The 23,546-nt window shown below is 42.1% G+C and carries 45 protein-coding genes and 1 pseudogene; 41 read left to right on the forward strand and 5 right to left on the reverse strand.

The window, feature by feature from the left end; genetic code table 11:
* Window positions 1–31: 31 nt before the first annotated feature.
* From R50345_RS05680 to R50345_RS05705, 6 genes and pseudogenes are all read left to right on the forward strand, one after another.
* Window positions 32–310 carry a hypothetical protein gene (locus R50345_RS05680; protein WP_042124803.1) on the forward strand — a complete coding sequence of 93 codons (279 nt, stop codon included), beginning with the start codon at window positions 32–34 and terminating at the stop codon, window positions 308–310.
* Between the two features lie 96 nt (window positions 311–406).
* Window positions 407–826 carry a thiol-disulfide oxidoreductase DCC family protein gene (locus R50345_RS05685; RefSeq protein ID WP_042124805.1) on the forward strand — a complete coding sequence of 140 codons (420 nt, stop codon included), beginning with the start codon at window positions 407–409 and terminating at the stop codon, window positions 824–826.
* Between the two features lie 74 nt (window positions 827–900).
* Window positions 901–1,809 carry a copper amine oxidase N-terminal domain-containing protein gene (locus R50345_RS05690; RefSeq protein WP_042124807.1) on the forward strand — a complete coding sequence of 303 codons (909 nt, stop codon included), beginning with the start codon at window positions 901–903 and terminating at the stop codon, window positions 1,807–1,809.
* Window positions 1,810–1,845: 36 nt separating this feature from the next.
* The gene (locus R50345_RS05695; protein ID WP_042124810.1) at window positions 1,846–2,280 is read left to right on the forward strand and encodes a DUF6526 family protein; all 435 of its coding nucleotides are present in this window, start codon (window positions 1,846–1,848) and stop codon (window positions 2,278–2,280) included.
* A gap of 186 nt (window positions 2,281–2,466) precedes the next feature.
* The gene (locus R50345_RS05700; RefSeq protein ID WP_042124812.1) at window positions 2,467–3,630 is read left to right on the forward strand and encodes a P-loop NTPase family protein; all 1,164 of its coding nucleotides are present in this window, start codon (window positions 2,467–2,469) and stop codon (window positions 3,628–3,630) included.
* Window positions 3,623–4,507 (forward strand): annotated as a pseudogene (locus R50345_RS05705) (CpaF family protein); the annotation flags it as partial. The gene R50345_RS05700 and the pseudogene R50345_RS05705, both read left to right, overlap by 8 nt.
* A gap of 65 nt (window positions 4,508–4,572) precedes the next feature.
* Here R50345_RS05705 and R50345_RS30150 read toward each other — a convergent pair.
* A complete protein-coding gene (locus R50345_RS30150; protein WP_052414483.1) occupies window positions 4,573–6,090 on the reverse strand; it encodes a recombinase family protein in 1,518 nt (505 codons plus the stop codon).
* A gap of 144 nt (window positions 6,091–6,234) precedes the next feature.
* Between R50345_RS30150 and R50345_RS32400 the strand changes: the two genes are divergently transcribed.
* Window positions 6,235–6,318, forward strand: coding sequence for a putative holin-like toxin (locus R50345_RS32400; RefSeq protein WP_442950204.1), 84 nt, complete (start codon window positions 6,235–6,237; stop codon window positions 6,316–6,318).
* Window positions 6,319–6,481: 163 nt separating this feature from the next.
* On the opposite strand, the gene R50345_RS05715 is transcribed toward R50345_RS32400, so the two are convergent.
* From R50345_RS05715 to R50345_RS05720, 3 genes are all read right to left on the reverse strand, one after another.
* Window positions 6,482–7,321, reverse strand: coding sequence for a stalk domain-containing protein (locus tag R50345_RS05715; protein WP_042124813.1), 840 nt, complete (start codon window positions 7,319–7,321; stop codon window positions 6,482–6,484).
* A gap of 244 nt (window positions 7,322–7,565) precedes the next feature.
* Complete coding sequence (locus R50345_RS30665; protein WP_081954007.1) at window positions 7,566–7,778, reverse strand: helix-turn-helix domain-containing protein; 213 nt, start codon at window positions 7,776–7,778, stop codon at window positions 7,566–7,568.
* A 234-nt stretch (window positions 7,779–8,012) separates the two neighbouring features.
* On the reverse strand, window positions 8,013–8,441 hold the full coding sequence (locus R50345_RS05720) for a helix-turn-helix domain-containing protein (RefSeq protein WP_052414484.1): 429 nt from the start codon (window positions 8,439–8,441) through the stop codon (window positions 8,013–8,015).
* Between the two features lie 146 nt (window positions 8,442–8,587).
* On the opposite strand from R50345_RS05720, the gene R50345_RS05725 reads away from it, so the two are divergent.
* From R50345_RS05725 to R50345_RS05800, 22 genes are all read left to right on the forward strand, one after another.
* Window positions 8,588–8,827 (forward strand): helix-turn-helix transcriptional regulator, encoded by a 240-nt coding sequence (locus R50345_RS05725; protein ID WP_052414485.1) that lies wholly within the window; start codon window positions 8,588–8,590, stop codon window positions 8,825–8,827.
* Between the two features lie 14 nt (window positions 8,828–8,841).
* A complete protein-coding gene (locus tag R50345_RS32300) occupies window positions 8,842–9,231 on the forward strand; it encodes a BRO-N domain-containing protein (protein WP_331281356.1) in 390 nt (129 codons plus the stop codon).
* Window positions 9,232–9,253: 22 nt separating this feature from the next.
* Window positions 9,254–9,604 (forward strand): phage antirepressor KilAC domain-containing protein, encoded by a 351-nt coding sequence (locus R50345_RS32305; RefSeq protein ID WP_331281357.1) that lies wholly within the window; start codon window positions 9,254–9,256, stop codon window positions 9,602–9,604.
* 66 nt (window positions 9,605–9,670) lie between these two features.
* Window positions 9,671–9,811 carry a hypothetical protein gene (locus R50345_RS31140; RefSeq protein WP_156114727.1) on the forward strand — a complete coding sequence of 47 codons (141 nt, stop codon included), beginning with the start codon at window positions 9,671–9,673 and terminating at the stop codon, window positions 9,809–9,811.
* Entirely contained in the window at window positions 9,804–10,019 is a 216-nt protein-coding gene (locus tag R50345_RS05735) for a hypothetical protein (protein ID WP_042124814.1), read from the forward strand. Before R50345_RS31140 ends, R50345_RS05735 begins: the two co-directional genes overlap by 8 nt.
* A 61-nt stretch (window positions 10,020–10,080) precedes the next feature.
* Complete coding sequence (locus R50345_RS05740) at window positions 10,081–10,263, forward strand: hypothetical protein (RefSeq protein ID WP_156114728.1); 183 nt, start codon at window positions 10,081–10,083, stop codon at window positions 10,261–10,263.
* Window positions 10,264–10,309: 46 nt separating this feature from the next.
* The gene (locus tag R50345_RS05745; protein WP_042124818.1) at window positions 10,310–10,510 is read left to right on the forward strand and encodes a hypothetical protein; all 201 of its coding nucleotides are present in this window, start codon (window positions 10,310–10,312) and stop codon (window positions 10,508–10,510) included.
* 18 nt (window positions 10,511–10,528) lie between these two features.
* A complete protein-coding gene (locus R50345_RS31145) occupies window positions 10,529–10,693 on the forward strand; it encodes a hypothetical protein (protein WP_156114729.1) in 165 nt (54 codons plus the stop codon).
* A 39-nt stretch (window positions 10,694–10,732) separates the two neighbouring features.
* The gene (locus tag R50345_RS05750) at window positions 10,733–11,608 is read left to right on the forward strand and encodes a YqaJ viral recombinase family nuclease (protein ID WP_042124820.1); all 876 of its coding nucleotides are present in this window, start codon (window positions 10,733–10,735) and stop codon (window positions 11,606–11,608) included.
* Window positions 11,609–11,610: 2 nt separating this feature from the next.
* Window positions 11,611–12,465, forward strand: a complete 855-nt coding sequence (recT, locus tag R50345_RS05755; protein ID WP_052414486.1) for a recombination protein RecT — start codon at window positions 11,611–11,613, stop codon at window positions 12,463–12,465.
* 70 nt (window positions 12,466–12,535) lie between these two features.
* Window positions 12,536–12,958 carry a YopX family protein gene (locus R50345_RS05760; protein ID WP_052414487.1) on the forward strand — a complete coding sequence of 141 codons (423 nt, stop codon included), beginning with the start codon at window positions 12,536–12,538 and terminating at the stop codon, window positions 12,956–12,958.
* Window positions 12,959–13,162: 204 nt separating this feature from the next.
* Window positions 13,163–13,354, forward strand: coding sequence for a hypothetical protein (locus R50345_RS05765; protein WP_042124821.1), 192 nt, complete (start codon window positions 13,163–13,165; stop codon window positions 13,352–13,354).
* Complete coding sequence (locus R50345_RS05770; RefSeq protein WP_042124823.1) at window positions 13,351–13,545, forward strand: hypothetical protein; 195 nt, start codon at window positions 13,351–13,353, stop codon at window positions 13,543–13,545. Before R50345_RS05765 ends, R50345_RS05770 begins: the two co-directional genes overlap by 4 nt.
* 13 nt (window positions 13,546–13,558) lie before the next feature.
* Window positions 13,559–14,431 (forward strand): LvrA C-terminal domain-related protein, encoded by an 873-nt coding sequence (locus tag R50345_RS05775; RefSeq protein WP_042124825.1) that lies wholly within the window; start codon window positions 13,559–13,561, stop codon window positions 14,429–14,431.
* On the forward strand, window positions 14,379–15,116 hold the full coding sequence (locus tag R50345_RS05780) for a DnaA ATPase domain-containing protein (protein ID WP_081954010.1): 738 nt from the start codon (window positions 14,379–14,381) through the stop codon (window positions 15,114–15,116). Before R50345_RS05775 ends, R50345_RS05780 begins: the two co-directional genes overlap by 53 nt.
* 17 nt (window positions 15,117–15,133) lie before the next feature.
* Entirely contained in the window at window positions 15,134–15,307 is a 174-nt protein-coding gene (locus tag R50345_RS30670; RefSeq protein ID WP_081954011.1) for a sporulation protein Cse60, read from the forward strand.
* A gap of 4 nt (window positions 15,308–15,311) precedes the next feature.
* Window positions 15,312–15,437, forward strand: a complete 126-nt coding sequence (locus R50345_RS32170) for a hypothetical protein (protein ID WP_269321980.1) — start codon at window positions 15,312–15,314, stop codon at window positions 15,435–15,437.
* A gap of 17 nt (window positions 15,438–15,454) precedes the next feature.
* On the forward strand, window positions 15,455–15,550 hold the full coding sequence (locus tag R50345_RS32405; RefSeq protein WP_442950205.1) for a DUF1660 family phage protein: 96 nt from the start codon (window positions 15,455–15,457) through the stop codon (window positions 15,548–15,550).
* A gap of 25 nt (window positions 15,551–15,575) precedes the next feature.
* Window positions 15,576–16,118: a hypothetical protein gene (locus R50345_RS05785; protein ID WP_042124830.1), complete on the forward strand. Its 543-nt coding sequence runs from the start codon at window positions 15,576–15,578 to the stop codon at window positions 16,116–16,118.
* A complete protein-coding gene (locus R50345_RS05790) occupies window positions 16,111–16,383 on the forward strand; it encodes a hypothetical protein (RefSeq protein WP_042124832.1) in 273 nt (90 codons plus the stop codon). The genes R50345_RS05785 and R50345_RS05790 overlap by 8 nt, the downstream gene beginning before the upstream one ends.
* A gap of 3 nt (window positions 16,384–16,386) precedes the next feature.
* Complete coding sequence (locus R50345_RS05795; RefSeq protein WP_042124834.1) at window positions 16,387–16,812, forward strand: hypothetical protein; 426 nt, start codon at window positions 16,387–16,389, stop codon at window positions 16,810–16,812.
* 92 nt (window positions 16,813–16,904) lie between these two features.
* Complete coding sequence (locus R50345_RS05800) at window positions 16,905–17,636, forward strand: DNA-methyltransferase (protein ID WP_042124836.1); 732 nt, start codon at window positions 16,905–16,907, stop codon at window positions 17,634–17,636.
* 150 nt (window positions 17,637–17,786) lie between these two features.
* Here the strand turns inward: R50345_RS05800 and R50345_RS05805 are convergent, their stop codons facing one another.
* Window positions 17,787–18,260 (reverse strand): hypothetical protein, encoded by a 474-nt coding sequence (locus tag R50345_RS05805; protein WP_036681919.1) that lies wholly within the window; start codon window positions 18,258–18,260, stop codon window positions 17,787–17,789.
* Window positions 18,261–18,541: 281 nt separating this feature from the next.
* Between R50345_RS05805 and R50345_RS05815 the strand changes: the two genes are divergently transcribed.
* From R50345_RS05815 to R50345_RS05855, 12 genes are all read left to right on the forward strand, one after another.
* Window positions 18,542–18,829: a hypothetical protein gene (locus R50345_RS05815; RefSeq protein ID WP_156114730.1), complete on the forward strand. Its 288-nt coding sequence runs from the start codon at window positions 18,542–18,544 to the stop codon at window positions 18,827–18,829.
* The gene (locus R50345_RS05820) at window positions 18,826–19,107 is read left to right on the forward strand and encodes a hypothetical protein (RefSeq protein WP_042124843.1); all 282 of its coding nucleotides are present in this window, start codon (window positions 18,826–18,828) and stop codon (window positions 19,105–19,107) included. Before R50345_RS05815 ends, R50345_RS05820 begins: the two co-directional genes overlap by 4 nt.
* A 3-nt stretch (window positions 19,108–19,110) precedes the next feature.
* The gene (locus R50345_RS05825; RefSeq protein WP_042124845.1) at window positions 19,111–19,296 is read left to right on the forward strand and encodes a DUF3797 domain-containing protein; all 186 of its coding nucleotides are present in this window, start codon (window positions 19,111–19,113) and stop codon (window positions 19,294–19,296) included.
* Window positions 19,293–19,472 (forward strand): hypothetical protein, encoded by a 180-nt coding sequence (locus R50345_RS05830; RefSeq protein WP_042124847.1) that lies wholly within the window; start codon window positions 19,293–19,295, stop codon window positions 19,470–19,472. The genes R50345_RS05825 and R50345_RS05830 overlap by 4 nt, the downstream gene beginning before the upstream one ends.
* Entirely contained in the window at window positions 19,469–19,921 is a 453-nt protein-coding gene (locus R50345_RS05835; protein ID WP_042124849.1) for a BC1872 family protein, read from the forward strand. The genes R50345_RS05830 and R50345_RS05835 overlap by 4 nt, the downstream gene beginning before the upstream one ends.
* Before the next feature lie 36 nt (window positions 19,922–19,957).
* Window positions 19,958–20,326, forward strand: a complete 369-nt coding sequence (locus R50345_RS05840) for a YopX family protein (RefSeq protein ID WP_042124850.1) — start codon at window positions 19,958–19,960, stop codon at window positions 20,324–20,326.
* Window positions 20,327–20,341: 15 nt separating this feature from the next.
* Complete coding sequence (locus R50345_RS31150) at window positions 20,342–20,515, forward strand: hypothetical protein (RefSeq protein ID WP_156114731.1); 174 nt, start codon at window positions 20,342–20,344, stop codon at window positions 20,513–20,515.
* A 120-nt stretch (window positions 20,516–20,635) separates the two neighbouring features.
* Window positions 20,636–20,938 (forward strand): hypothetical protein, encoded by a 303-nt coding sequence (locus R50345_RS31585; protein ID WP_197069750.1) that lies wholly within the window; start codon window positions 20,636–20,638, stop codon window positions 20,936–20,938.
* Window positions 20,868–21,242, forward strand: coding sequence for a RusA family crossover junction endodeoxyribonuclease (locus tag R50345_RS05845; RefSeq protein ID WP_231574057.1), 375 nt, complete (start codon window positions 20,868–20,870; stop codon window positions 21,240–21,242). Before R50345_RS31585 ends, R50345_RS05845 begins: the two co-directional genes overlap by 71 nt.
* Complete coding sequence (locus R50345_RS31155) at window positions 21,239–21,415, forward strand: hypothetical protein (RefSeq protein WP_156114732.1); 177 nt, start codon at window positions 21,239–21,241, stop codon at window positions 21,413–21,415. Before R50345_RS05845 ends, R50345_RS31155 begins: the two co-directional genes overlap by 4 nt.
* A 97-nt stretch (window positions 21,416–21,512) precedes the next feature.
* The gene (locus tag R50345_RS05850; protein ID WP_042124854.1) at window positions 21,513–22,640 is read left to right on the forward strand and encodes a hypothetical protein; all 1,128 of its coding nucleotides are present in this window, start codon (window positions 21,513–21,515) and stop codon (window positions 22,638–22,640) included.
* A gap of 174 nt (window positions 22,641–22,814) precedes the next feature.
* Window positions 22,815–23,252: a sigma factor-like helix-turn-helix DNA-binding protein gene (locus tag R50345_RS05855; protein ID WP_042124858.1), complete on the forward strand. Its 438-nt coding sequence runs from the start codon at window positions 22,815–22,817 to the stop codon at window positions 23,250–23,252.
* Window positions 23,253–23,546: the final 294 nt, after the last annotated feature.

Raw genomic sequence — 23,546 nt, forward strand, 5'->3', positions numbered from 1 at the left:
CAACCAAAAATTTAAATAATGGGTGATGAAGATGTCTTACAGACCGAATATTACGAATGTGACCAAAGCCAGCAGCAACGATAAGGAAGGATTGTACGAGTTCATTATCAAGCTTGCTGATGGAACGGAGTGCCGTGCGTTTTATAATCGGTTTCCGGAATGGAAAATGACGAACATCAGCCGCCTGCTTAAAACTCCATGTCCAATTTGTCGCAAAGATTTCATCTGTAAATGCATGGAGGCATTCACTGCTGATTTCGAAGGACAAATGATCGGCGATCAATGGATTGAAAAGGCAATTGCTGAATAATTAAAGAACGGTACATGTTGGCGCGGGATTTCTATCCCGCGTTTTTGTTTTACCCAAAATATGCGATACACTTATCTTTATCAGGGAGGGGGAGCAATGAACGAGGAGCTGAACATTATGCAAAATAAATCCATTGTGCTGATCGATGGGGTGTGTCATCTTTGCCAAGGTTTGATTCGTTTCATCATCCCGCGTGATCCCAAGGCTAAATTTCTATTTGCGCCTTTACAAAGTGAAATTGCTGCTAAGCTAATGAGGGAGGCTGGACTTCAACCTGGGCAGTTGAACACAGTTGTATTGCTGGAGAACGGTGTGTGTTATACAGAGTCGGCTGCTGTACTGCGGATTGCGCGTAGATTGAGATGGCCTTGGCCTGTTGCGTATTTCTTCATTATAGTGCCGCGCCCAATACGGAATATCCTTTACCGCTTTGTTGCAAGGAATCGTTACCGTTGGTTCGGGCGCGATGAGCAGTGTCTGCTCCCAACACCGGAGATCAAACAAAGATTTTTGTAATCCGAGATTTGGCTAGATGTTATAATGTAACCATAATTTGGTATAGTTTAGGACAGTTAGCGAGGGGTGAAGGGATGCTGCGAAAGGCAGGGCTTTATCTATTAATAGTTATGTTAGTTTCTTTAGGTACGATGGGAACGGTATCCGCAGAGGCTAAGCTCAAGGTAATGGTGAATAATTCGAGCGTGAATTACGGTGTGCATATCGTTTCTGGACAGACGATGGTTCCGCTGAAGGCTTTTGAGAGCTTCAAGAATACTTCTATTCAGTGGGAAGCCCGTACAAAGCAAGTAGCGATCATCAGAGACTCTATGAAGATTAAGCTTACAGTAGGTTCTCGAACAGCATGGAAGAACTCGGAATCTGTACAACTGGATGCACCTGCTAGAATCATGGATGGAAGAGTTACAGTACCGCTAAGGTTTATTGCAGAAGCTCTTGGGGCTAGAGTAACTCTGGACGCTAGTACGAATACTGTCCGGGTTCAGGAACGTGCAAATGCAAAGCTTGTGCAGAATTATAATAGTAACGATTTGGTTGTTTCCCGCATTGCTGCCTTACAATTTCCGTTTGAAGAAAGAGAGCCGTCTCAATTAACGGGTGATAATGAAGCGTTATCTATGTCGTATTATTTTCCAGAAGGCAGGTCTGATGGATATTTCATAATCTATGGGCATTTTGTATCGTATTATGAGATTAAAGACAACATTAGAACAGTCGTATGGGAAGCAGATTTGGACGATTCGAAAGAGGCTGATAAACAAGATTTTACCGCGATATTTGGACATCCTATTGCAAAGGAATATGGTAAAGCCCCTGTTTTAGCACCATCCTATGCCTATTATTATACGAGTGTATGGGGAAGTCAGATTATTTGCGGAATCGTTAATGTGGATGGAACGACTAAGGTTTCAGGGAAGTCGCTGAACTGGGAGAATAACAAGCCCTTTGTCGTTGCTATTCCCGGCGAGACCAAGCTTTAAGCACTCTACAAGTCATATAGAATATGGAGATGAATTATGAATAAAGGGAAGCCTAAAGGATTTATGCGTTTTGATTGGCCTTATCATTTTGTAACTATGCCGCTTGCGCTAATTTTGTTTGTGTGGTCGGCGATTTATGCTGTTCAAGAGATACGTGATGATGGGGTTTTAACGGTGCCATTGCTGTTATTTGGCTTGTCCTTATGCCTACTATTTGCGATTACGAGAATTCGTATATATGCGACAAAAAATCAGGATCGCGTGGTGAGAGTGGAAGAGCAATTTCGCTATTTCCGTCTGACAGGCGAAGCTTTGAACCCGGAGCTTGAATTATCCCAAATTATAGCGCTGCGCTATGCAGGTGACGATGAGTTCCCAGCACTGTGTCAGCGAGCCGTGAAGGAGAAGCTCAATCCTAACGATATCCGGTCTGCCATTAAGAACTGGCGCGAAGATAAGATGAGAGTATAGTATCCAGCTAGTGTGCGAAAAAACTTATTGCTGCCTTCTTGTATATATGCTACTATAGCTGTAAATTAAAGGAATAGCGACGGAAGCACCGTTCAATTACCGTATCCACGGTTATTGTCGGTGCTTTTTTTGCTGTCTTTTTTGAGAAAATAATGGATTTCCTTTTATCGAAAGGAGCGTGGTTTCATGGCGGCAAGGATTGTGCTCGCAGTGCGTGAAAGTCAATATATCGAACCTCTATTACATTATCTTCATCACAGCGAGTACGGAGAAATGCTGCGTATTACGGCTTTTAGCCGAAAGGATGCTTTTATTGATTTCATGAGGGGAGAGGACATCCCGGATGCTGTTGTAGGGGACTCTTCTTTCATCGAGGCTTGGCTGATAGAGGGAAAAAACATGGTTCCATGGGCGGTCCTGAGTGAGGATGGAGGTTATCTTGGTAAGAGTGCTAAGAGTCTAGCAGGAGGGGTGATGATTGCCAAATATCAGGCATTGCCTTCCCTTCTGGGGGCTTTCCTTCAGTTATGTGAAGTCCAAAGAGGTAGAGGATCTTCTGTGCTAGATGAAACGCTGTTACTTGGGGTCGTCTCTTCTAGCGGTAACATGGGCAAAACCACAATAGCATTGAATATGGCTAAGCAGCTTGGTGAGATGGGCCTTTCGGTGTTTTATCTAAACCTTGAAAGTGTAGATAGCAGTGGGTTGTTTCTTCGAATCCCTGCAGGTCATACGCCTGGGCTAGAGCGACTGCTTTATGAAATAAAGGCCAGTCGAGACAAGGGTGAAGCAGATACGATCGAATTAGGACAATACTTCATTAGATATGATCACCTCCGAACGGCTGCTTTTAGGCCAGTTATTAATGTGAAGGAAATGCTTCAGATGACTATGGAAGATACATTGGATTTGTTAGAGCGTCTAGTTGCTGAGAGAAACTTTGATGTTGTTATTGTGGATACCGGCAGTATCGAGGAAGAACGAGCAAAAGCTGTGTTACAAAGAAGCAGGATTCTACTGTGGGTCCTGAAAAATGATGATGTATGCATGTATAAGACTATGAGGTGGTTATCGCATTGCAACACCCCTAACTCTGGTATGACACCCCATGTGATGGACAAGAGTAGATTTGTAGTGAATTTTGCGGGAAATCGTATGGAAGAGTGGGTGCCTCCTGAAGGAATTAGCATTGAAGGGGTATGCCCCTTTATCCAATCATGGACGCTGCAACACCGTGAGGAGCTCTTTTTGAACTCACCGCAATTTCAGAGGGAAATCTTGCAGTTGTGTAAGCGGATTGTAGAGCCAGAACTCCCATTAGTTTTTACTGGGAAGAACTTGCATGAATGAGGAGATGTTCAGGGCGCTGCGTAGTGAGATTCGTGCAGGACTTGATGTAACTTCTGCAGTAGGAAACCGTGAACTCACCGGTTATATCGAACGAACGATTCTAGAAAGTGAAAGTCTACGTTATTTAACGGCGCATGAGAAGCATGAGTTAGTAAAGAGATTGTTTGATTCTTTCCGAGGATTGGATGTGCTTCAGCCATTAGTGGATAACCCGGCGATCACGGAGATTATGATCAACAGTCATACTGAGATTTTTATAGAAGAGGAGGGTCAGATTCGTCGTCTTCCTTTGGAATTTGAGTCCAGTAGCAGGCTGGAGGACATTATCCAAACGGTAGTCTCCGGAGTTAACAGGGTAGTTAATGACTCCTCTCCTATCGTTGATGCTCGGCTTAAGGATGGATCCCGTGTGAATATTGTACTTCCGCCAGTCTCGCTGAAAGGACCGGCGATGACTATTCGTAAATTCCCAGAGACGCCGATGACGATGAATGAATTGGTGGGGCGTGAAGCCTTAAGCCAGGAAGCAGCAGAGCTTCTGCAAATCTTAGTAGCTGCTAAATACAATATTTTTATCAGCGGGGGAACGGGCTCAGGGAAGACCACTTTTCTAAACGCGTTATCTCAGTTTATCCCTTCACAGGAGAGGGTCATTACGATAGAGGATTCCGCTGAGCTACAGATTGTAACTGTGCCTAATCTTGTATCCTTGGAGACTAGAAACGCGAATACAGAAGGTAGAGGAGAGATCTCCATTCGGGATTTGATCAGATCTTCGTTGCGGATGAGGCCTAATCGAATTGTTGTGGGTGAGGTGCGGGGAGCGGAATGTCTCGATATGCTGCAGGCGATGAACACTGGACACGATGGAAGTCTATATAATGCAATATGGTACTCATTAAGTGAAATATGAGTACCATATCATAATATTTAATTGTGAAGTTAATTAAATGATACATCTTGAATATAAGCATCAAAAAACTTATTTTTCACACCTTTAGGCTTTGTTAAGTCAGTATTTATTTCGATCCTATTGAAAATAGTGTAGATGTATTCTTTCTTTTCATCATCATCAATATATTCCCATGCCTCAGCAAGTCCTGCTAATTCAGTAACTCTCGGAATTCCTGAAAGTGATTTTTGATTATTAGCGATTCTTTGTCGAGCTTCTTGTTCTGCGACATCTTCCTCAGCCATTTTATGGCGTATGTCTTCTTTTGATATTAGACCCTCTACAAACATATACTGCCATTTCTCTCGGCGGTCTGCTATTTTGATTAGATCTCGTTTCGCCTTATCAATTTCAGTTGTCTTTTTTCCTTCATCTGCAATCATTTCTAACGATGCGGATTTTAATTTGTCAGTATCTTCCTGAACCCTATTTATATAATCCATTATTAAATATTCAACGTGATTTTGCCTAAACGTAGGCAGATCACACTTATCACCATGGTGCTTTCTAGAACAAATATAGTAAGGTGTTCTCACGACACCCTTAGTTGTTGTGCGTCTAGTTGATAGATGTCCAAACATAGCTCCGCCACATCTACCGCAGCGTAAAACTCCACTGAACCAATATGTTTTAATTTGACTATATCCACTGTGTGTTTTTCTTTTCATGAACTGTTTAATTTCATCATATTCTTCATCTGTAAATATAGATACATGACTTCCTTTACCGTATATACATTTCACTCTTTCGCTACGTCTAGTATTAACGTAAGATCCTTCAGGTGTTTTAGAACCTATTCTGATAATTCCTGCATAGAAAGGGTTCTCTAGTGTGTAACCCACAGTGGCACTCGTCCATTCACTATCGCGTCGTGATTTACCTTCACGATTCATCTTCATTGCAATGGTTTTATAACCCATACCACTCATGTACAAATCGCGAACTTCTCTAATCAAATCTGCTTCTTCAGGAATTAGTTCACCTTCTTGCGTATAACCGTACGGCAATACGCCACCAGGTCGTCTTCCCTCGGCTACCATTTGTTCCACTCCGAAACGTACACGCTCTGAGATCGTCCCACGTTCCCATTCAGCCATTGCACCAACGAGTGTGATGAAGAATCTACCCATAGCAGTAGTGGTCTCAAAAATCTCTGTAGCTGACTTAAACTTAACTCCATATCTATCAAATGTATTTAAAAGTCCGTGTAAATCTCCAACGGATCTGGTTAAACGGTCAAGTTTGTACACCAAAATTACCTCAAACTTCTTTTCCTCCATATCTTCCATCATACGGATCATGGCCGGACGTTTGAGATCCTTAGCGGAATATCCATCGTCGATGTAAGTATCATAAACTTCCCAATCTTGAGAATCTGCATAACTATTAAGCCGTGTACGTTGTCCTTCGATAGAAAAGCCGTCTTCAACTTGCATATCAGTCGAGACACGAATATATATGGCTACTTTCATTTTTCCGATAGGTGTTTCATCTGCCTTAGCTACCACATGATCACTCCTTATCTGTATGTATGTATTGTAGGGTAGGGGTAACAAAAAGACCATACCCACATTTAGGCACGGTCTGATATAATCGTAGAGTACAATGGCATAAGGGCGGTCGGCTAATCTCCCGGAAGGGAGGTGAAGCCTGTGGAGGTATACCAAGCGATGACGCTGATGATTTCATTTGCGACTTTGGTTGTGTTGATTTTATCCTTCAACAAAAAGAAATAGACCGCCCTCTGGTAAAGGACTGCGGTCTATTCTGATCACCTTTGCAAAGCCGACCGCTCTTATAGCGGATTGTACATTGGAGTCGTGTTAGCGCACGGCTCCTTCTTTAGTATATCTTAGCATAGTGGGATTTATGCAGCAATATGACTAACACAAAATTACACTAATTACATCCTGCTGCAGCTAATGATTTTTGTTGATTATTAATTAATTGTTCCTTTTGATACCCTGCTGATCCATCCCACGCAGTTGGTGCATTGTTTCTTTCATATGATGCAAGTTCTTCAGCTTGTGAATTCCTCAATACTTGGCATCCGTCTGATTTTTGCGTGGTTTGGCTAGGCTGTATATTCGTCTGTATATTTGTCTGTGTGTTGGTAGTTGTATTCTGTGTATTACTTGTTTGTGTAGGTGTTATTATCTTATATTTTTTTGCAAATTGTTCTACTGTGGTCTTCCCATCATAAAATTCTCTTGCGTCTTTTACGTAAATTGTTAGTTCATATTTATCAATCGTTTTTATTGTCAATGTATCTACGTCTGTTTTTGTACTACTTAAAAATAATGCATTTATATTATTATCTAAATCAGTAAATGACTTACTATAGTTATAAATCAGAATGGACGAAGTTCCATTAGAACTATAAACAATAGAAGATATGTAATCTCCTTTTAATTGACTGGCTAAAGTTGAGATACCCATATTCTGAGTTGTTGTGCTCTGCGCTGGTTCATTAACTACTACTGGAGATTTAACATCTACAGTTTTATTATCCTGATCCCAGTTATACCCTAATCCAATCTGCCCCAACATATTTATAGGAATCATCGTTCGACCATTGTAACTAATCGCTGGAACATCATTAGTCTTCAGCGCAACTCCGTTAGAGGTTATTCTAATGATATCATTCCCCTTATATGTACCCCACATGCTTGCTGCACTTACAACTCCAGTCATTAATAAACTCGCTGTAACTGCTATTGCTATGATTTTCTTCTTCATTATAATTTCCCCTTATATATCCGCATCGGCTGCGGAATTTGCTGTAACATATATTATATCGGATTTTAATTTGTAAAACTTATGTATAAAATCAATTTCAAGCATATAAATGCATTTTTTTACCGCTATTAATTACTAATATATCCATGGTAAAATTTGCTCATAAATGAAGGGACAACAACACTATAAAGTATACGCGTTGATATACTTTCATCCGGGTCGGAGCAGCTAATGCCGCTCAAGCCTACTCGCGAATAAACTCATATAAATCGTCAATATGGCAACCAATGGCTACAGATATTGTCTTTGCTGACGACAATGACATATATCGAGTGTTTGTAGCATAATTGGAGATTTGGGTTTTGCTGATACCAGTAACTTCACTTAACCATTGTTGATTTTTACCGATTTCTCTGAGTCTTCTACCGAGTAGGCAACGACCAGGTTTGTAACCCATGATCGAGCCTCACAATATATTTTTTTATCAAAAATGCGAACATAAGTTCCCGAGACTGACAGTAATGTGGTATATTTATAAAACATTGCTGAACCTAACACTAAGGGGTTGTTTCTATGGATAAAATCACGATGGACATTACGCGAACTACATTAGAAGAGGTGGGAGTCCGACCGGATTACATAGTAAACTGTATAGCAATGATGAACCCTGTTGATGTTAAACCAGAGTATGTTAAAGCTTATCTTCTTTTACACCCTGAACGGCAGACACTTGTTTCTTCATAGAACGTTCTGCCCTAACCAACGCTATGAATCTCATTACATCGTCGTCTTCTAACTTTATTCCATCTACAATGAAATCCATTTTTTTCATAATTTCTTCATCTGTAAGGTCCAAAGAATCAATTAAAACCCGGGATGGTTCCGATAAAACTTGTTCTGGGTTATCTGTTCTTCCTAGTAAGTAATCAATCGAGACAGAGAAGTAATCTGCAATTAGTTCTAAACGTTCTCTCTTAGGCAATTCCCCCCTTGTTTCATACCTCCTTAATGATGAAGATGGAATATCCAACGCTCCAGATAATTGATCCTGTGACAAATTCTTTTGTTTTCTGAGTTCTTTAAGTCTATGTTTGAACTCATTTTCCATATTTGACACCATCCTTTTATTCCTCCTTATATTGTAGTTTAAATTGTTCATAAAATAAACGTTCAGTAATTGATCTAAAAGTGTTGACATGTTCAATTATTGAACGTATAATAAATTCAAGAAGTTCAGTAATTGAACAGAAAGAGTGGTGAACAATCGTGACTGAAAAAGAACTAAAACCATTGCCAAATCTTATAAATTCAAGAATTGAAAAAGGTTTAACCCAAGAAAAGTTAGCGAAGAAGGCAAAGGTTTCAAGACCATTATTATGCAACATCGAACGAGGTTACGCTTTACCTTCGTTACCTGTTGCATACAGAATTGCAAAAGCACTAGATAAGCCTATGGAACATCTTTTTTTTAATAAAAATGTTCAAAAATTGAACAAACCAGCCTAAGGAGTGATTATGGTATGAACCAACTTCAAAGATTTATGTACAGCAATCAAGAAGTACGCAGCACAATTATTGATGGTCAACCTTGGTTTGTAGCGAAAGACGTTTGTGATGTTCTAGAAATTTCTAACAATCGTGATGCTTTAAATAGGCTAGATGAAGACGAAAAGGATGTAGTTTCAACCGACACCCTTGGAGGAATGCAAAATGTTTCCGTTGTAAACGAACCTGGCCTTTACTCCTTAATACTCGGCAGCCGCAAACCTGAAGCCAAACAATTCAAACGATGGATCACACACGAAGTTATTCCAAGCATCCGTAAACACGGCGCTTATATGACACCAAAAAACAATAGAGCAAGCCATCACATCACCAGACTTTCTTATCCAACTTGCAAACAAAATTAAGGACGAACAAACGAAAAATAAGTTGCTTGAAGAAAAAATTGAGCAAGACAAACCTAAAGTTCATTTTGCTGAATCGGTTGAAATCTCCAAAGATTCTATCCTGATTGCTGATTTAGCCAAGTTATTGAGGCAAAAAGGTGTAGATATTGGAGAACATCGACTTTACAGATTTATGAGAGAAGAAGGCTACCTTATAAAGTCTGGTTCTGAGTATAACAAACCAACGCAACGGTCAATGGATCTAGGAATATTTGAGATTAAAACAGGCTATCGCAGCGGTACAGGTGGGGTAACAAAACTAACTCATACATCTAAGGTAACCGGAAAAGGACAAATTTACTTCATTAATAAGTTTTTAAAACATTCTGCTTAATACAATTCAATTTTGCACAACTAATAACCTTCTCAAAAGGGATAAATTTACACAGGAGGAACACACATGCTCAAACAAAAGGTGTTTAATCCAGGAATGTCACAAAAAACATGGGACAAGCTGCACAAAATGCTGGCAGCAACAAACATTAAATATAGCGCGGAAATCCAAAAAGGAAGAATGAAGGAGGAGAAGAAAGTTGGCTAAAAAACTGGAAGAGGTAAGAAAGCTAGCAGTAGTTCGCACAATCAGACCACCAGTACCAATGGTAGCACGCTGCGGATGCGGAAAAACTGCTGACTACGAAGTGTACGAGCACCACGAACCACACTGTCGCGATTGCATGCTGGAGGCTGTAGATTGCTCGACCTTTATTGTAGTGAGACGCATTGGGGGTTATGGGGATGCAAGCTAATACGGATACACGGTACCCACAGCCCACACAGTACATGGTCGACATGGCTGACGGACGGCACATGCAATGGCCTGCATACGACTACGAAGATCTGCTTAGAACACTACACTTCTACGGTCATACAGCAAAGAAGATCATGCCGCTGAGTGAGTACGAGGCTGAAATAGCCGCCAAAGAAGCGCAAGAGGATCTGATCTACCAATGGCAACTAGAGATAGAAAGAGAGTTGAAAGAATCTGCTTAAAACGGTACTGGACATAATCGAACATTACGGGAAGGGAGAGAGTGAAGTGAGCAGTGATGAAAAAGAGAAGATGAATAGAGGGAAATCTTGGTGTTTCGACAATGGTGTTAGTGAGGATAAGATTCAGGGATCTTGGGATAATGCACTGCAATCTGGAAACATGATAATTAAAAATCATGATAAACATGGGCGTAAGTGGTGGTGCTTACCAGAGCATTTGCTTCAGCAATTAATAGAAAGATACTGAAAGGATGCGAATGAAACAATGGCACCACGCCTGAAATTCCTTGAACTAGCCAAGATCGCCAACGGACGCGGAACGTTAACCGACACACTAAAACGTGTGTATCTACTGAACTATGTAAGAGAAGTGCGCAAGGAAAAGGCCGCTGCAGCAACAGCGACCCGAGAAAGACTCTTTGAAAATTAATATACGACCATTTTAGCACGAATTAGGGAGGAATGACAGATGCAAGCATTACGCTTAGTAAGCACTAAGGACATGGAACATGACGATTGGCTTCAGTGGCGGCGAAGTGGCATAGGCGGTTCTGATGTGGCTGCTATCTGTGGACTAAGCCGTTATAAATCAGCTTTGGAAGTCTACTTAGACAAAATCGGGGAGATTCCACCTATCGCAGACAATCCAAAAATGAAGGCTGGCCGCATCCTTGAACCGGTTGTAGCTGATTGGTTCGAAGAAGAAACCGGAATACGTGTTCAAAAACAGAATTACATCTTTCAACACAAAGACCATCCTTGCATGCTTGCGAACATTGACCGCTGGGTTCCAGGAGAGAATGCCGGGCTTGAAATAAAAAACACTGGAGAATATTCGCGGAATCACTGGTTTGATGGGAATTCAGAGGTTATTCCAACAGAGTACCAATTACAAGCTAATCATTATATGGCTGTTACTGGCGCTGACAAGTGGTATGTAGCTGTACTTATAGGTGGCTGGGACTTTCAGTGGCGCGTAATTGAGCGTGATGAAAACCTGATTAACAGCCTGATCGCAATAGAAGAAAACTTTTGGAATGACCATGTGAAGGCAAAGGTTCTACCAGAAGTTAAAGCGCAGGACACTAACCTGATGAATTACATGTTCCCACGTAGCGCCTCTACAAGCGTCAATATAAGCGAAGTCTACTATGACCTTGTAAATAGACTACTAGCAACGAAGACAGCCTTAAAACAGGCAGAGGAAGACCATGAGGACGTGAAAAACAAAGTTAAGCAGTTGATGGGAGAGAATGAACTAGCAATATGGAAAGATGAAAAACTTTGTTCTTGGAAAACAAACGCACGCGGTAGTCGCGTATTCAAAATATTAGGAGGAAATTAACAATGAGTATGACAAAATCACCAACAAGCCAAAGCGGATTAGCCGGAACGTTATCAAGTATAGCTACAACAACCACAACAACACCGACCAAAGGTAAAACCATCAATGACCTATTCGAACAAATGAAGCCAGCTATCGCGCAGGCTATTCCTAAACATCTTACTCCTGATCGTCTCCTTCGAATCGCTACAACCAGTATCCGCACTAACCCTAAACTAAAGGTTTGCTCGCCAGAAAGTCTTCTAGGAGCCGTTATGCAGTGCGCTCAATTAGGACTTGAACCTTCTATCTTAGGTCACGCTTACCTCATTCCTTATAAGAACAAAGGCGTGGACGAATGCCAGTTCCAGATTGGTTACAAAGGATTGATCGAGCTAGCACGACGTACCGGACAGATCAGCAGCATCATGGCACAGGCTGTTCACCAGAATGATGAATTTGAATATGAGTACGGAATTAATGAAAAGTTGAAACACGTTCCAGCTGATGGTGATCGGGGACCGGTAGTGAAGTATTACTCTTATGCCAAGTTCAAGGATGGCGGTTACTCCTTCATGGTCATGAGTAGACAGGACATCATGATACATCGAGATAAATTCAGTAAGGCTAAGAACTTCGGGCCATGGGTTGACCACTTTGACGAGATGGCCAAGAAGACAGTTCTTAAATCTCTAATGAAATATATGCCGATCAGTGTTGAGTTCCAACGCGCAGTCGATCAGGACGAAACAACCAAATACTTTGATTCCTCTGCTGAAAATATGAGTGAAATTGTAGATGTTACGGATTGGAAAGATGTTACTGAGGAAACGACAGAGACCACGACTGATCCAAATCAGGGCGAGCTACCCTTCTAATGGAGGGTGGTAGTTAACGGAGTTTACAAAGCCACCCACGCGCGCGTGGAGTTATAAGGAGGAAGCATAAATGAGTAGAGAGATTAAGTTCCGGGCGTGGGATAAAATCCAAAAGGAAATGTTGTTTAGTAGTACTGGAGAATATCCTGACTTCAGATCAGACACACAACATATCAAAATTGTACACGATGGTGTTTTATTCGCAGATGCTCCAGATATGGGTTATTACGGTGGCGGTGATTGGAGTTATTTAGACGGAGAATTTGAGATCATGGAATATACCGGACTAAAAGATAAGAACGGACGGAAGATATACGAAGGGGATCTAGTATATGTTCTTCAATGGAAAAACAAATACAAGGTAATTTTCGATGATGGAATGTTTAAGGCTAGTGGAAAAGCAAAATTCTCTCTTATAACAATAATGGGAGAAGTTAAATGCGAAGTGATCGGTAACATCTACGAAACACCGGAGCTAATCCATGGAACGTAACCGCGTTATCCAACAAATGGACAAGCACCTAGAAGTATGAAAAACGTGCCCATTGAAACTGGACAAGCGGTGGGCCCACCCATCCTATAACCGACTGCAGAAGCATTGCAACGAGAAGTGTCCCACAGGTAAGGAACTACGCAAAGTCGCTGATGATCTCGACCAGATCGTGAAGGATAAACGCAATAAGAAGGGGATGATCGCATGACCAGTGCAGATTATGAAAAGTTGGCTAGACGTGAGATATCGGAGAACGGAAATGTATCACCTTCGCTTGCTATCAAGATGCTGATTCACATGAAATCTCTTGAAACTCCAAGAGTGCAGATTGATAAGCGTCTGCTGGATCGGAACTATGGATTCAAGGCATACAGAGAGAGGAAAGTGATCGCATGACTAGGCAGGAACGGATTTCTGCTGAAATAGAAGTATGGGAGAACGCTGCAGTCGTGTACGCCAAAGGATTGGAAGAGGCGAAAAAGTACGGAGACTACGGCGGTATGCAGCATAACGAGCACATGATCCAGTTTTCAAACGATAAGATAGCAGCGCTGGAGGATGAATTACAGCAGCTAAAGAGCGCTTAAAGGTGGTGATCAAGTGGCTGGATACATCGGGATCGACCGCGGAATAGTCAACCACTGGATATACAAAGACCCGGAGTACTTCAAAACGTGGTTCGAGATCCTATACCGAGCTAGGTATTCCAAAGAAACTGGTACTGAACTTATCGAAGGTCAATTGGTTGAAATCAAGTACGGCGAATTTATTTTTGGTCGAATCAAATGGAGTGAGCGAATTGGCATTTCAGAAAGAAGACTTAGGACATTGATAGATAAGTTGATTGCTGATGAAATGATAACTCTGGTAAAACGCGCGCCGAAGTTCAGTATATATTCGGTCAAAAACTACGCCAAATACCGTCAGCAAAACGACCAGCAAGAAACCTTAGAGCAGTATGGGGTTGATATCTATAGCGACCAGCAGAATGTCCAGCAAACGACCAGCAAGCGACCAGCAAGCGACCAGCAAGTGACCACAAAAGAAAAAGGTAGTAATAAGGTGAAAAAGGTAAATAAAGAATCTATTAAAACATATACACCCGAATTCGATGAATTCTGGAATGTGTATCCTAGAAAACTTGGAAAAGTTGAAGCCTTTAAAACATGGACAAAGGTAATCAAGAACGGCGAATCATCAGAGATCATTATCAAATGCGCTACGAACTACGCAACAGACTGCGAGAACAAACAGACGGAGCAGCAGTTCATAAAGCATCCAAAGACCTTTTTAAACGATGAGAGATACAAAGATTACACTTTGATAGCTGTTGGAGGTGGTAACGGTGGAGAGTTTAAGGGACGCACTAAAGACGTTCGATCTGGAGGCGATCAAAAGAAGAGCGAGTATGCATTCCTCGATGTCAGTAGCTCCAGAACGGGCACAGCCCCTTACGACCCGACCATCTTCTGATCCTATTTGTATAAAGTGTCGAGGTGCAGAAGGTGAGTTCTACCGAAACGAGCAAGGATACGAATACTGGCGTGAATGTGAGTGCGTGAAACAAAGGAGAGTGGCGCGCTTGATTCAATCTAGCAATATCACAGAAGAATTCAAGAACAAAAGCTTCGGAAACTTCGAAAAAGATGATCTTCATCAAGAAGTGATTAAAGCTCATGACCTTGCATTTGAATATACGAAGAAATTCAAAGAGATTCGAAAGGATAGACAGAATAGCATCTGCTTGCTGGGTCAACCTGGATGTGGGAAGACGCATCTGCTAATGGCAGTGTCCAACAACTTGATACAACGGGGCGTAGAGGTGATTTACTTTCCGTGGGTGGAAGGCTGGACGGAGATCAGCGAGGATTTCAAGATGATGCCAGAACGAGTGAGAAGATTACAACATGCTCAAGTTTTGTTTCTGGATGATGTGTACAAGGGTCGAGAGGAACCAACTAAGACGCAACGTGAACAGTTTTTCGCAATCGTGAATTATCGCTACATGGAAAAACTACCAATGCTGATTAGCTCAGAACGTACTATATCTGAAATGTGCCAGTTTGACGAGGCGGTTGGTAGCAGAATAAACGAAATGTGTCGTGACTATAAGGCGATCATTAACAGAAATATGGAACTTAATCTGCGTCTTAAATAAGAGAGGATGGATGAACAGTGAAAGTACTATTCGTAGATGGTAACTGCATCGGGGATATAGAACACGACATAAACAAATTTATCCAGACAGTATCCATTGAAGTAGTTGACATCAAGTACCAGATGCTAACTGATCCAGCATGTGACAATCAACTTTATGTGACAGCAATGATCATGTACAAGGAGTTATAAACCAATGAACAAACCAATCCACGACTACGACCTATACGACGAAGACTTCCGGGAATGGTGGCGGCGCGGACTAGAAGCATTCGGAATGGATCCTAGCATTGCAGATGCAGAAGAGGAGGAAGCAGCATAATGCCAAGCGTGAGACCCATGAAAATCCTATGTAGACTATTCGGCCACAAGTACGACTACAACATGCGGAGATGGCACAAGCGGTGTAAGCGGTGTGGGAAGACAGCGTTGTGAGAAAAAAATTAGGAGAGTGAAGGAAATGAAAATTAAAACAATAGAAACGAATGAGTGTGAGATTCAAATTAACGCTAGAAATGCAGGAGACTTTGGTTTTGTAAGAATCGGCGGTCAAAGTAGATCACCGCGTGAGGAATACAGACTTTGCGAAGAAATTGTTGGAAATATCAAACGTCATGTTGATGATATCGGCTGGACCAATATCCATCAAAAACAGATGTATGAAACTGAAGACGGAGAACAGTTCGAAACGATGTTTGAGGCACTGGAACATCTGTATGACACAGAAGGATGCGGATCTTATTTTGAGTACAGGTATAAACATCCGAATGAAAAGTATGGAACAAGGAGCCGAGCAAATAACTTTGAAAAACTAATAGTTGATGCTTACGCTAACCCATATAATTTTGAACTTGTAAGAGGTGAACTAACTCCTGAACAAACTATGTTCCTCTGGAAAGTGGTAGATACATCGCTTGATGATAAACTTCCGAAGGCCATCAATTCGACCGAATCACCTAGCGTAGCGGCAGCCGAAACAGGTATAGGGGGTTCCTATGAGTAAACTAACAGAGATCAAAGAGAGAGTGAAATCATTCAACGCTGATCCAAACTTATACGGTGTAATCATGACAGTGGATGAAATGAATCACCTACTTTCTCTCCTAGAAGAAAAGGACAAAGCCCTACAAGATATTGCCGCTAATTATAATCATTCGTACAAATATGAATTTGTTCATTTAGGAGACGCAGGTATTGCGCTAACTGATTGCGTAGAAATCGCCCGTAAAGCCCTTAATACATCCTCTAACAACGAAGGAGAGATATAAAATATGACACCAGAACGGATAGAAGAGATCAAACAGACAGCGAAGCAAATGGGCTTAATCCCTGCATTGATGGCATCTGACTTGCTGGCTGCTCTAGAAGAGTCGCAACAACAAAACAAACGTTTGGAAGTTAAGCTTCAAGCCAGCCGAGACAGTGTTTACCCCATATCAGTAGAGAGGGATGAATACAAAGTTGAACTGGCAGAGGCACAGCAGACCATAGCCAGACAACAAAAGGTGATTGATTGGTATGAGAGTGGTGGAAGCATGGGTGAATTGGTTGAGGAAGGGAGCGACAAGGCACCGCAAAGCACTAGGGAAGGCGGGGAATGTACCTGTGTAGACTGCGGTGGCTTAAATAGTAGCACTTGGGTATGCAAGCAATGCCAAGATAAAAGAGATCAGCGGTACAGGGAGGGTAAGTCATGACACAAGTAAAGGATAAGACAAAAATTTGCCCCCGAGAGAGGGCAGAGGCGGCATATATCACGCTACAGGGGGCACGAGAATAGGAGGCATACATGCTGAACCAGATCATTAACGCGGATTGCTTCGATGTATTTCCGAAAATCAAGTCTGCCAGTATAGATATGATCTTATGTGACTTGCCATATGGGAAAACACAAAATAAATGGGACAGTATACTGCCTATTGATCAACTATGGTCTGAATATGAGCGGATCATAAAAGACGATGGAGTAATTGTCTTAACGGCTCAGCAGCCATTCACATCCCTTCTTGTTACTTCGAATATAAAACTTTTCAAGTACAGCATGGTTTGGGATAAACGCTTAGGCACTGGATTTCTTAATGCTAATAAGATGCCACTTTCAATCCATGAGGATATCCTTATATTTTCGAAATCATCGAACGGAAATTACACGTACAACCCTCAGATGCGAAAAGGGAAAATGAGAAAAAAGGCTACAGGGCATATGAGTTCTAACTACGGAAAGTTCGAACGATTAGACAAGGTGAATGATATTTACCATCCCACAACGATAATTGATGTTTACGCCAAGCAGGAAGGCAAAGAACATCCAACTCAAAAGCCAATTGAGCTATTCCTTTATCTGATTGAAACATTTAGCAACGTTGGGGATACGATCTTGGATAACTGTCTTGGAAGTGGGACGACAGCGGTGGCGGCGCTAAGCTGCAGCAGGAATTTTATTGGAATTGAAAAGGACTCTAAATATGCAGAATTAGCAAGAAATCGTATACAGTGCATACAGCCTATAATGAACTTTTGAGGCCGTCAGGCCCCCGTAACGACCGAATAGGCGCGAGCCGTAACAGATCATTCAGATCATTAAGGGAGTAGGAGTATCCCTCCTCTCCCAAAGGCAGAGTGGACGCAAACTGTGAACTAATAGGGCACCGAAGTGCCCAACAAGTTTCTATTATTTTTCTGGTGTGAAAGTAAAGGTTTCTTTGTACTTTCTATGATGGGTTTCGTTGTTTGAAGGTTTTCCGTACCAGCTAATTTCGATTTGAAGTTCCTTTGAATCAACTGAAATAGGGAAGTTAGAAAAGTCGACTAACTCACCATGTTTAAAATTCTTATGATGATCGTCTGAAATGCTTAATCCATACTTTGTTTGGGTATTTGGTTCATCTCTATAGGAGTTAAATACGACATTTTCTAATCCAGCTCCGATATTGGTGATGATAATGTTGTACATTTCACTTTCATTTTCACGAGGTTTTGACATCTTGGAGGTATATTTCTCAACTTTTTTGATTTCAACTTTCCACTGATCAGATTGTTTTGATGTAGGTGTTTTGTAGAGATCATTTGATGCTACGGCAGCATATGGAGAAATTCCAACGGCTATAAAGCAAAAAACAAAGAGAATTATTAGTTTTTTCAGCATTGTTGCCTCCTGTGAAATAAACAATTTTTGATTAGTATCTCTTTAAGAAGAAAAAATATTCTATTGCACAGTACGAAAATACAACCCTAGAAGGAGGTAACACGATTTGAGGTGGATCATCTGCAAAATATTTGGGCATCGGTACTCATGGGTGTGGCATCACATTCAAGTATGTCGTGTTTGCGGCAAAGAAATAGAGAACTTCAATGATTGAGGGATAATCCGAAGAATCAGGGACAGAGAGGGTTAATAGCCCTCCTCTCCCAAAAGGAGGATATAACGTGGAATGTTCAGCATTTAACGGTTCTACATGTTCGGTAAGTGGCAGCTCTTGCATGTTTGTATTTCCTGACAGCCAAGCTTGCGCTGAAATCTACAATGAAGGCCCTGACGCTCATGTCGATAAGTGCGAAGATTGCAGGTTCTTTTACATGAAAGATGGAAAGCGTTGCTGTACAACGAGGCCTTATTTTCCAGTATGGGAAGGAGATCCGCCTAAGACAGATTATTTAGAAGATGACTTAACGTCTTGTGGTGGATTTGAAGCAGTAGGGGAGGAAGCCCAATGACACAAAGGGACTGGCAAAAGGATATGGAGATGTGTCAGGAAGAACAACTGAAAGAGGATTCCAACATTCAATCTCGGATGATGGGTGCGTTAGGTTCACATATTGCATCCTACTGGCTCCAAGAAGCCAAGATGCTTAAAGAAACGATAGAAATGGCAATGAACGAATATCACCTATGGCAGAGTGGAGATACCGCAGCTCCGATGATGTACGGAATTCTTCAAGAGGCTATGTCCACCCTTTACCCAGATACCCCAGCACCCAAGGAGGACGAATAGATCATGAATGCTATTGAATCAATAAATCTCATGCGGAAATATAACCAATGTCCAAGCTGTGGAAACGACAGAGTTGGCGGCGGGGAGGGTACTGTAAATATCGAAGGTGAGGTCTTCCGACGGACATGTAAATGTGGATGGATCGTTATTGTTGAAAATGGGAAGGTCAAGGAAGGAGATAACCAATGACACTCAGCTGGGGCACACCATTAAAGCCAAAGTATCTATCATTCGTATTCGGTAGTGGATGGGAGAAAGGGGATTTCAGAATGTTTCAGGTTCGGAGAGTACCGTTAGGTTGGGATATGAATATCTGGCGCATATCAGTTTCTTATGACAATTACGGGAAGGTGAAGCCGCAATGACACTCACAAGGGAAGAGATACTGAACCAGTCATCAGGCAGAAAATTAGATCGGTGGATACAGGAGCACGTTTTTAATTGGATACCTTGGGCGGAACAGCGCGGTGATTATCTTATAGTCGCTTTTCAAAAGCCCGGAGAAAGTGAGCCTTATAAACGCTCACAAAATTGGAAGTCACAAATGGACCGTTACTCAGTGATCCAATATTCAGACCTTGATCCAATGAAACACGCTGTATATGGAGACAAGGACTGGTCAACAGACATATCCGCAGCATGGGAAGTGCTAGGAAAACACAAGACGCATCAGGTCACATTTAACGAAACTGGATTCTCTCACTCAGAATTAAAATATCGAGTTATCGTAGGCAAAAATCAAAATGTCGCCTATGCAAATGCTGCGCCTGAAGCCATATGTAAAGCAGCATTATTGGCTGTACTTAACTTATAAGGGGGCTGAGACCCCAATCAAAGGAGACGATACACGATGGGCAGAGAGAATAAATTTCGCGGTAGACGCAAAAACGGCGAGTGGATGTATGGCAGCTTAGTAATAAGCAGCGAGGGTGATACGCACATCATCGACCATAAAAGCTGGCACAAATGGCAGGTTGATCCGAAAACGGTCGGGCAATTCATCGGGCTTACTGACAAGAATGGACGAGAGGTTTACAGCCACGATCTGGTAGAAGACGAAAACGGAATTGGAGAAGTTGAATGGGTACAGGAACATTGCGCTTACTTGGTATTCACCCGGAATCCTAGCCAATACCACAGACTTGAATCAGACGGACAGTTGAGCCAAACCGTGGTAGTTGGTAACGCGATAGATAATCCAGAACTAATAGAGGTATAAGGGGGAGAAGAGGATATGTTCAGAAAAAAAGATCGTGAACTGCTTAAGCTCATTGAAAGTCAAACCAGAAGCATTGCCGCGCTGACTATGGCATTGACATCATGCCTTGCAGATGAAGGACACATTGACGGAGATAAGGCTGCAAAGATATCGAAAGAACTCATGAAAACATATAAAGTCCGGGAATAGGCCGAAGGGCAACGATTCGACCGAAATACTCAGGCGGAGCCGGTAGCCGTAAAAGGTTATCTGCTCCCCATAAAGAGAGGAACAAGACACTATTACAATCCGAAAGCGAGGTAATCAATTATGAGTAGTGGAATCAAACGTCACCGTCGTATATCCCCAATGCCAGTAGTATCCACCTTTCCACCACCGAATCGGCAGACAGTACACAGTGAAGTCACCACATGGAAAATGACAGCAGAGGATTGGGAGAAGTATGGACCATACAATCCAACGCCCCGGAATAAGAACCACTACATGTCAGGCAAGAAAGGGAGTGGTAAGCATGGTGCGGTTCGAGATCAAGATAAAGCCAATGGGCGCGGTAAGAATGACTCAAAAGGGGAAGTGGAAAGACGAGAATGCCCAAAGGTATCTGGCTTATAAGCGAATTTTGGGATATGAAGCCAAGAAGCACATCAAGAAGCCATTACTAGAACCGATCGTCATAACAGCGGACTTTTACTACCAACTGCCAAAGAGAACGAGTAAAGTCAATCGACAACTAGCAGAAGAAAGAAAGTATAGACCAGTAGTGAAGCCAGACATAGACAATGCTGCAAAAGGCGTGATGGACTCACTTAATAAAATTGCTTACCTGGATGATAACCAAGTAGTCGGACTCATAACAAACAAATACTATGCAGACGAACCGAAAATAGTGGTCACTATCGAGGAGTGGATCGCATGATGGCGGCATGGATCAACCTAGGCGGCGTACTTGCTCGCATAGACGCTACAGGTAGGCTCACAGGCGCGATTATACCAGTGGACAACCAAATACATGCCAAGGAACAGAAAGCGCGTGGTGAGCCTCCTAGAGCGCCAATAATGGATGGTCGGTCAGATAATAAAAGTGCGTAAAATATCGCGAAAATGTAAGAAAAAAGTACCATTATAGTGGTACTAATGATAAAATAGAAGTATAAGATCATATACGGACTAAAAGGAGATTTGACAAATGAGCGTAACGGAAATTGAACTGTTGAAGCAGCAGAAAAGTGAGATCGAAAACAATATTGTTGCAGTCAACAACGGCGAGAAGGTCGGGAATGCAGCTGCTTTGCTGGACGAGCTTAATATGATCACGAATCAGATATCCGACCTCGAATACCGGATGAAGTTGCAAGAGCAGTCAGAAGCTATTGAACAGGAGCACGTTACGCTTGTCGAAGAAACTAAGGTTAGAACGGCGTATCTGCTAGATACTTTGGAAATAGAAGGATTGAGTATCAGCCAGTTGTCGGCTAGCGTAGAAGCATATGATATCTTGCGTCAAGGTCTGCAAAGCTTTATCGACGGAAAAGATGCGAAGATGCTGGAACAGTTGAAGGCGGCCAAAGAAGAATCAGCTAAGGTAATCGCAGATCTCAAAAAACAAAATGACGCTTTGAGTGAAAGTGTTGAAGTTAAGAACGAACAATACGTAGCGTTAAAAGCTGCTCACAATGGATTGGTTGATGAAAATAAAGATTTGATCGCTAAGAGAGATGCTGCTGCCTCTGAGTTAGAAATTGCAAATGCAGAAATTGAGCGTCTCAAGAGTGAAGTTAATGATCTACAAATTGAAAAGGCTATCGGAGCAAGAGCAGCTACACAGGTTGTGAGTGGGTCCGATGATCTGAAAGCAAAGGCAGAAGCATATAAGCAATCTATCCAATACACATTGACCCCAATTTACAACCTCAGATGGGATGAGGATACCAAGCCAGCAAAAAGTTTTTATCTAGCTGAAGTCGCGGAAACTGGAGAAACCATCCGATTTTCATGGATTCAAAAGTCGAAATATAGAGAGGTCTCGCCGGAACAGGCTGATACATTTCGAACCGAATACCTCGCCAAACAAGAAGCCGAGCAAGTGGATACAGATAGCCCAGGGGTTTTGGAAATGGAGGAACAGCCTGTAACGGTTCAACCGTTTCAAGAGGACAGCGCAGGCACAGTCGGTGGATTGGCTGAAGAGTCATCAGACGTGGCTGGAGAGACAATTACGCGGAAAGAATTTAACGAACTCGCCGCAAGAGTTGCCACAATCGAAGCGAACCAAGGCATCGGACATACTTATAAGCAAGTTGGAGAGGTAGCCTAACGGCTGCCTTATCTCCCACTATGGAAAAAGGCGATAGAGTACTACACAAGTCGGGTAATAAAGGAACTGTGATACGCATCTCACATCCGTGGATATTTGTTGCGTTAGATGGGATGAACGTAGGAATACCTTACAGCGTTGAGAGTTTAGAAGTAATCGAAGAGGAGGGAGAACATGGACAACAACACAGTGATTAAGTTGCTAATGGATTATCGTTCCTATAAGTTTGCATTGATGAACCTTGGAACAGATACAGACTTCAGATACACAAACCGCAACGTGTATGAAGAAAGAAAGCCTCTACACATCAGCAATTACAACACATGGTATGACAGGGAAAGATACACGCGTGTTGTAGGTCTACTTGAATCAGCAGTAGATTTTGTTCTGAGTGACGAACAACGTTCAATCATTCGCGATAAATATATGGAACGTAACAGGTTAAATCTTGGGGAGATTGCAGATAAGCTTCACAAGGACAGAAAGACAGTATCAACCCAGCATAAAAAGGCGATTAACAGCCTATGCAAAGCGTTGCTGCCGATCAGTAAGGATTACATGGAGATAAACAACTTGGATTACATGTTTGAAGAACTCAGACCATCAGCATAATTCCCCATTTTTTACCCATTATTGCCCACAAATTACCCAAGCTAAATGCTAGAATTGTAGTATAAGGAACATGGGCATGGGCGCCAGATAGCTAATTGCGCAGTCGTCGCCCACTCTGTTTCTTCTCATTCCCTCACTATTCACTCCTTACTAAGCGTCGATTGCTACGGGTCGGCGCTACTTTTTTAGCAACAACCACTCAGCACCAGATGGATAACCAAGGATCGGGGATATCCCGGTCGGCTGAGAGGATTGCATATAGATGCGAACGCATCAAACGTAAGAGTAACGGTT

The organism is Paenibacillus sp. FSL R5-0345, from assembly GCF_000758585.1.
GTDB lineage: Bacteria > Bacillota > Bacilli > Paenibacillales > Paenibacillaceae > Paenibacillus_AQ.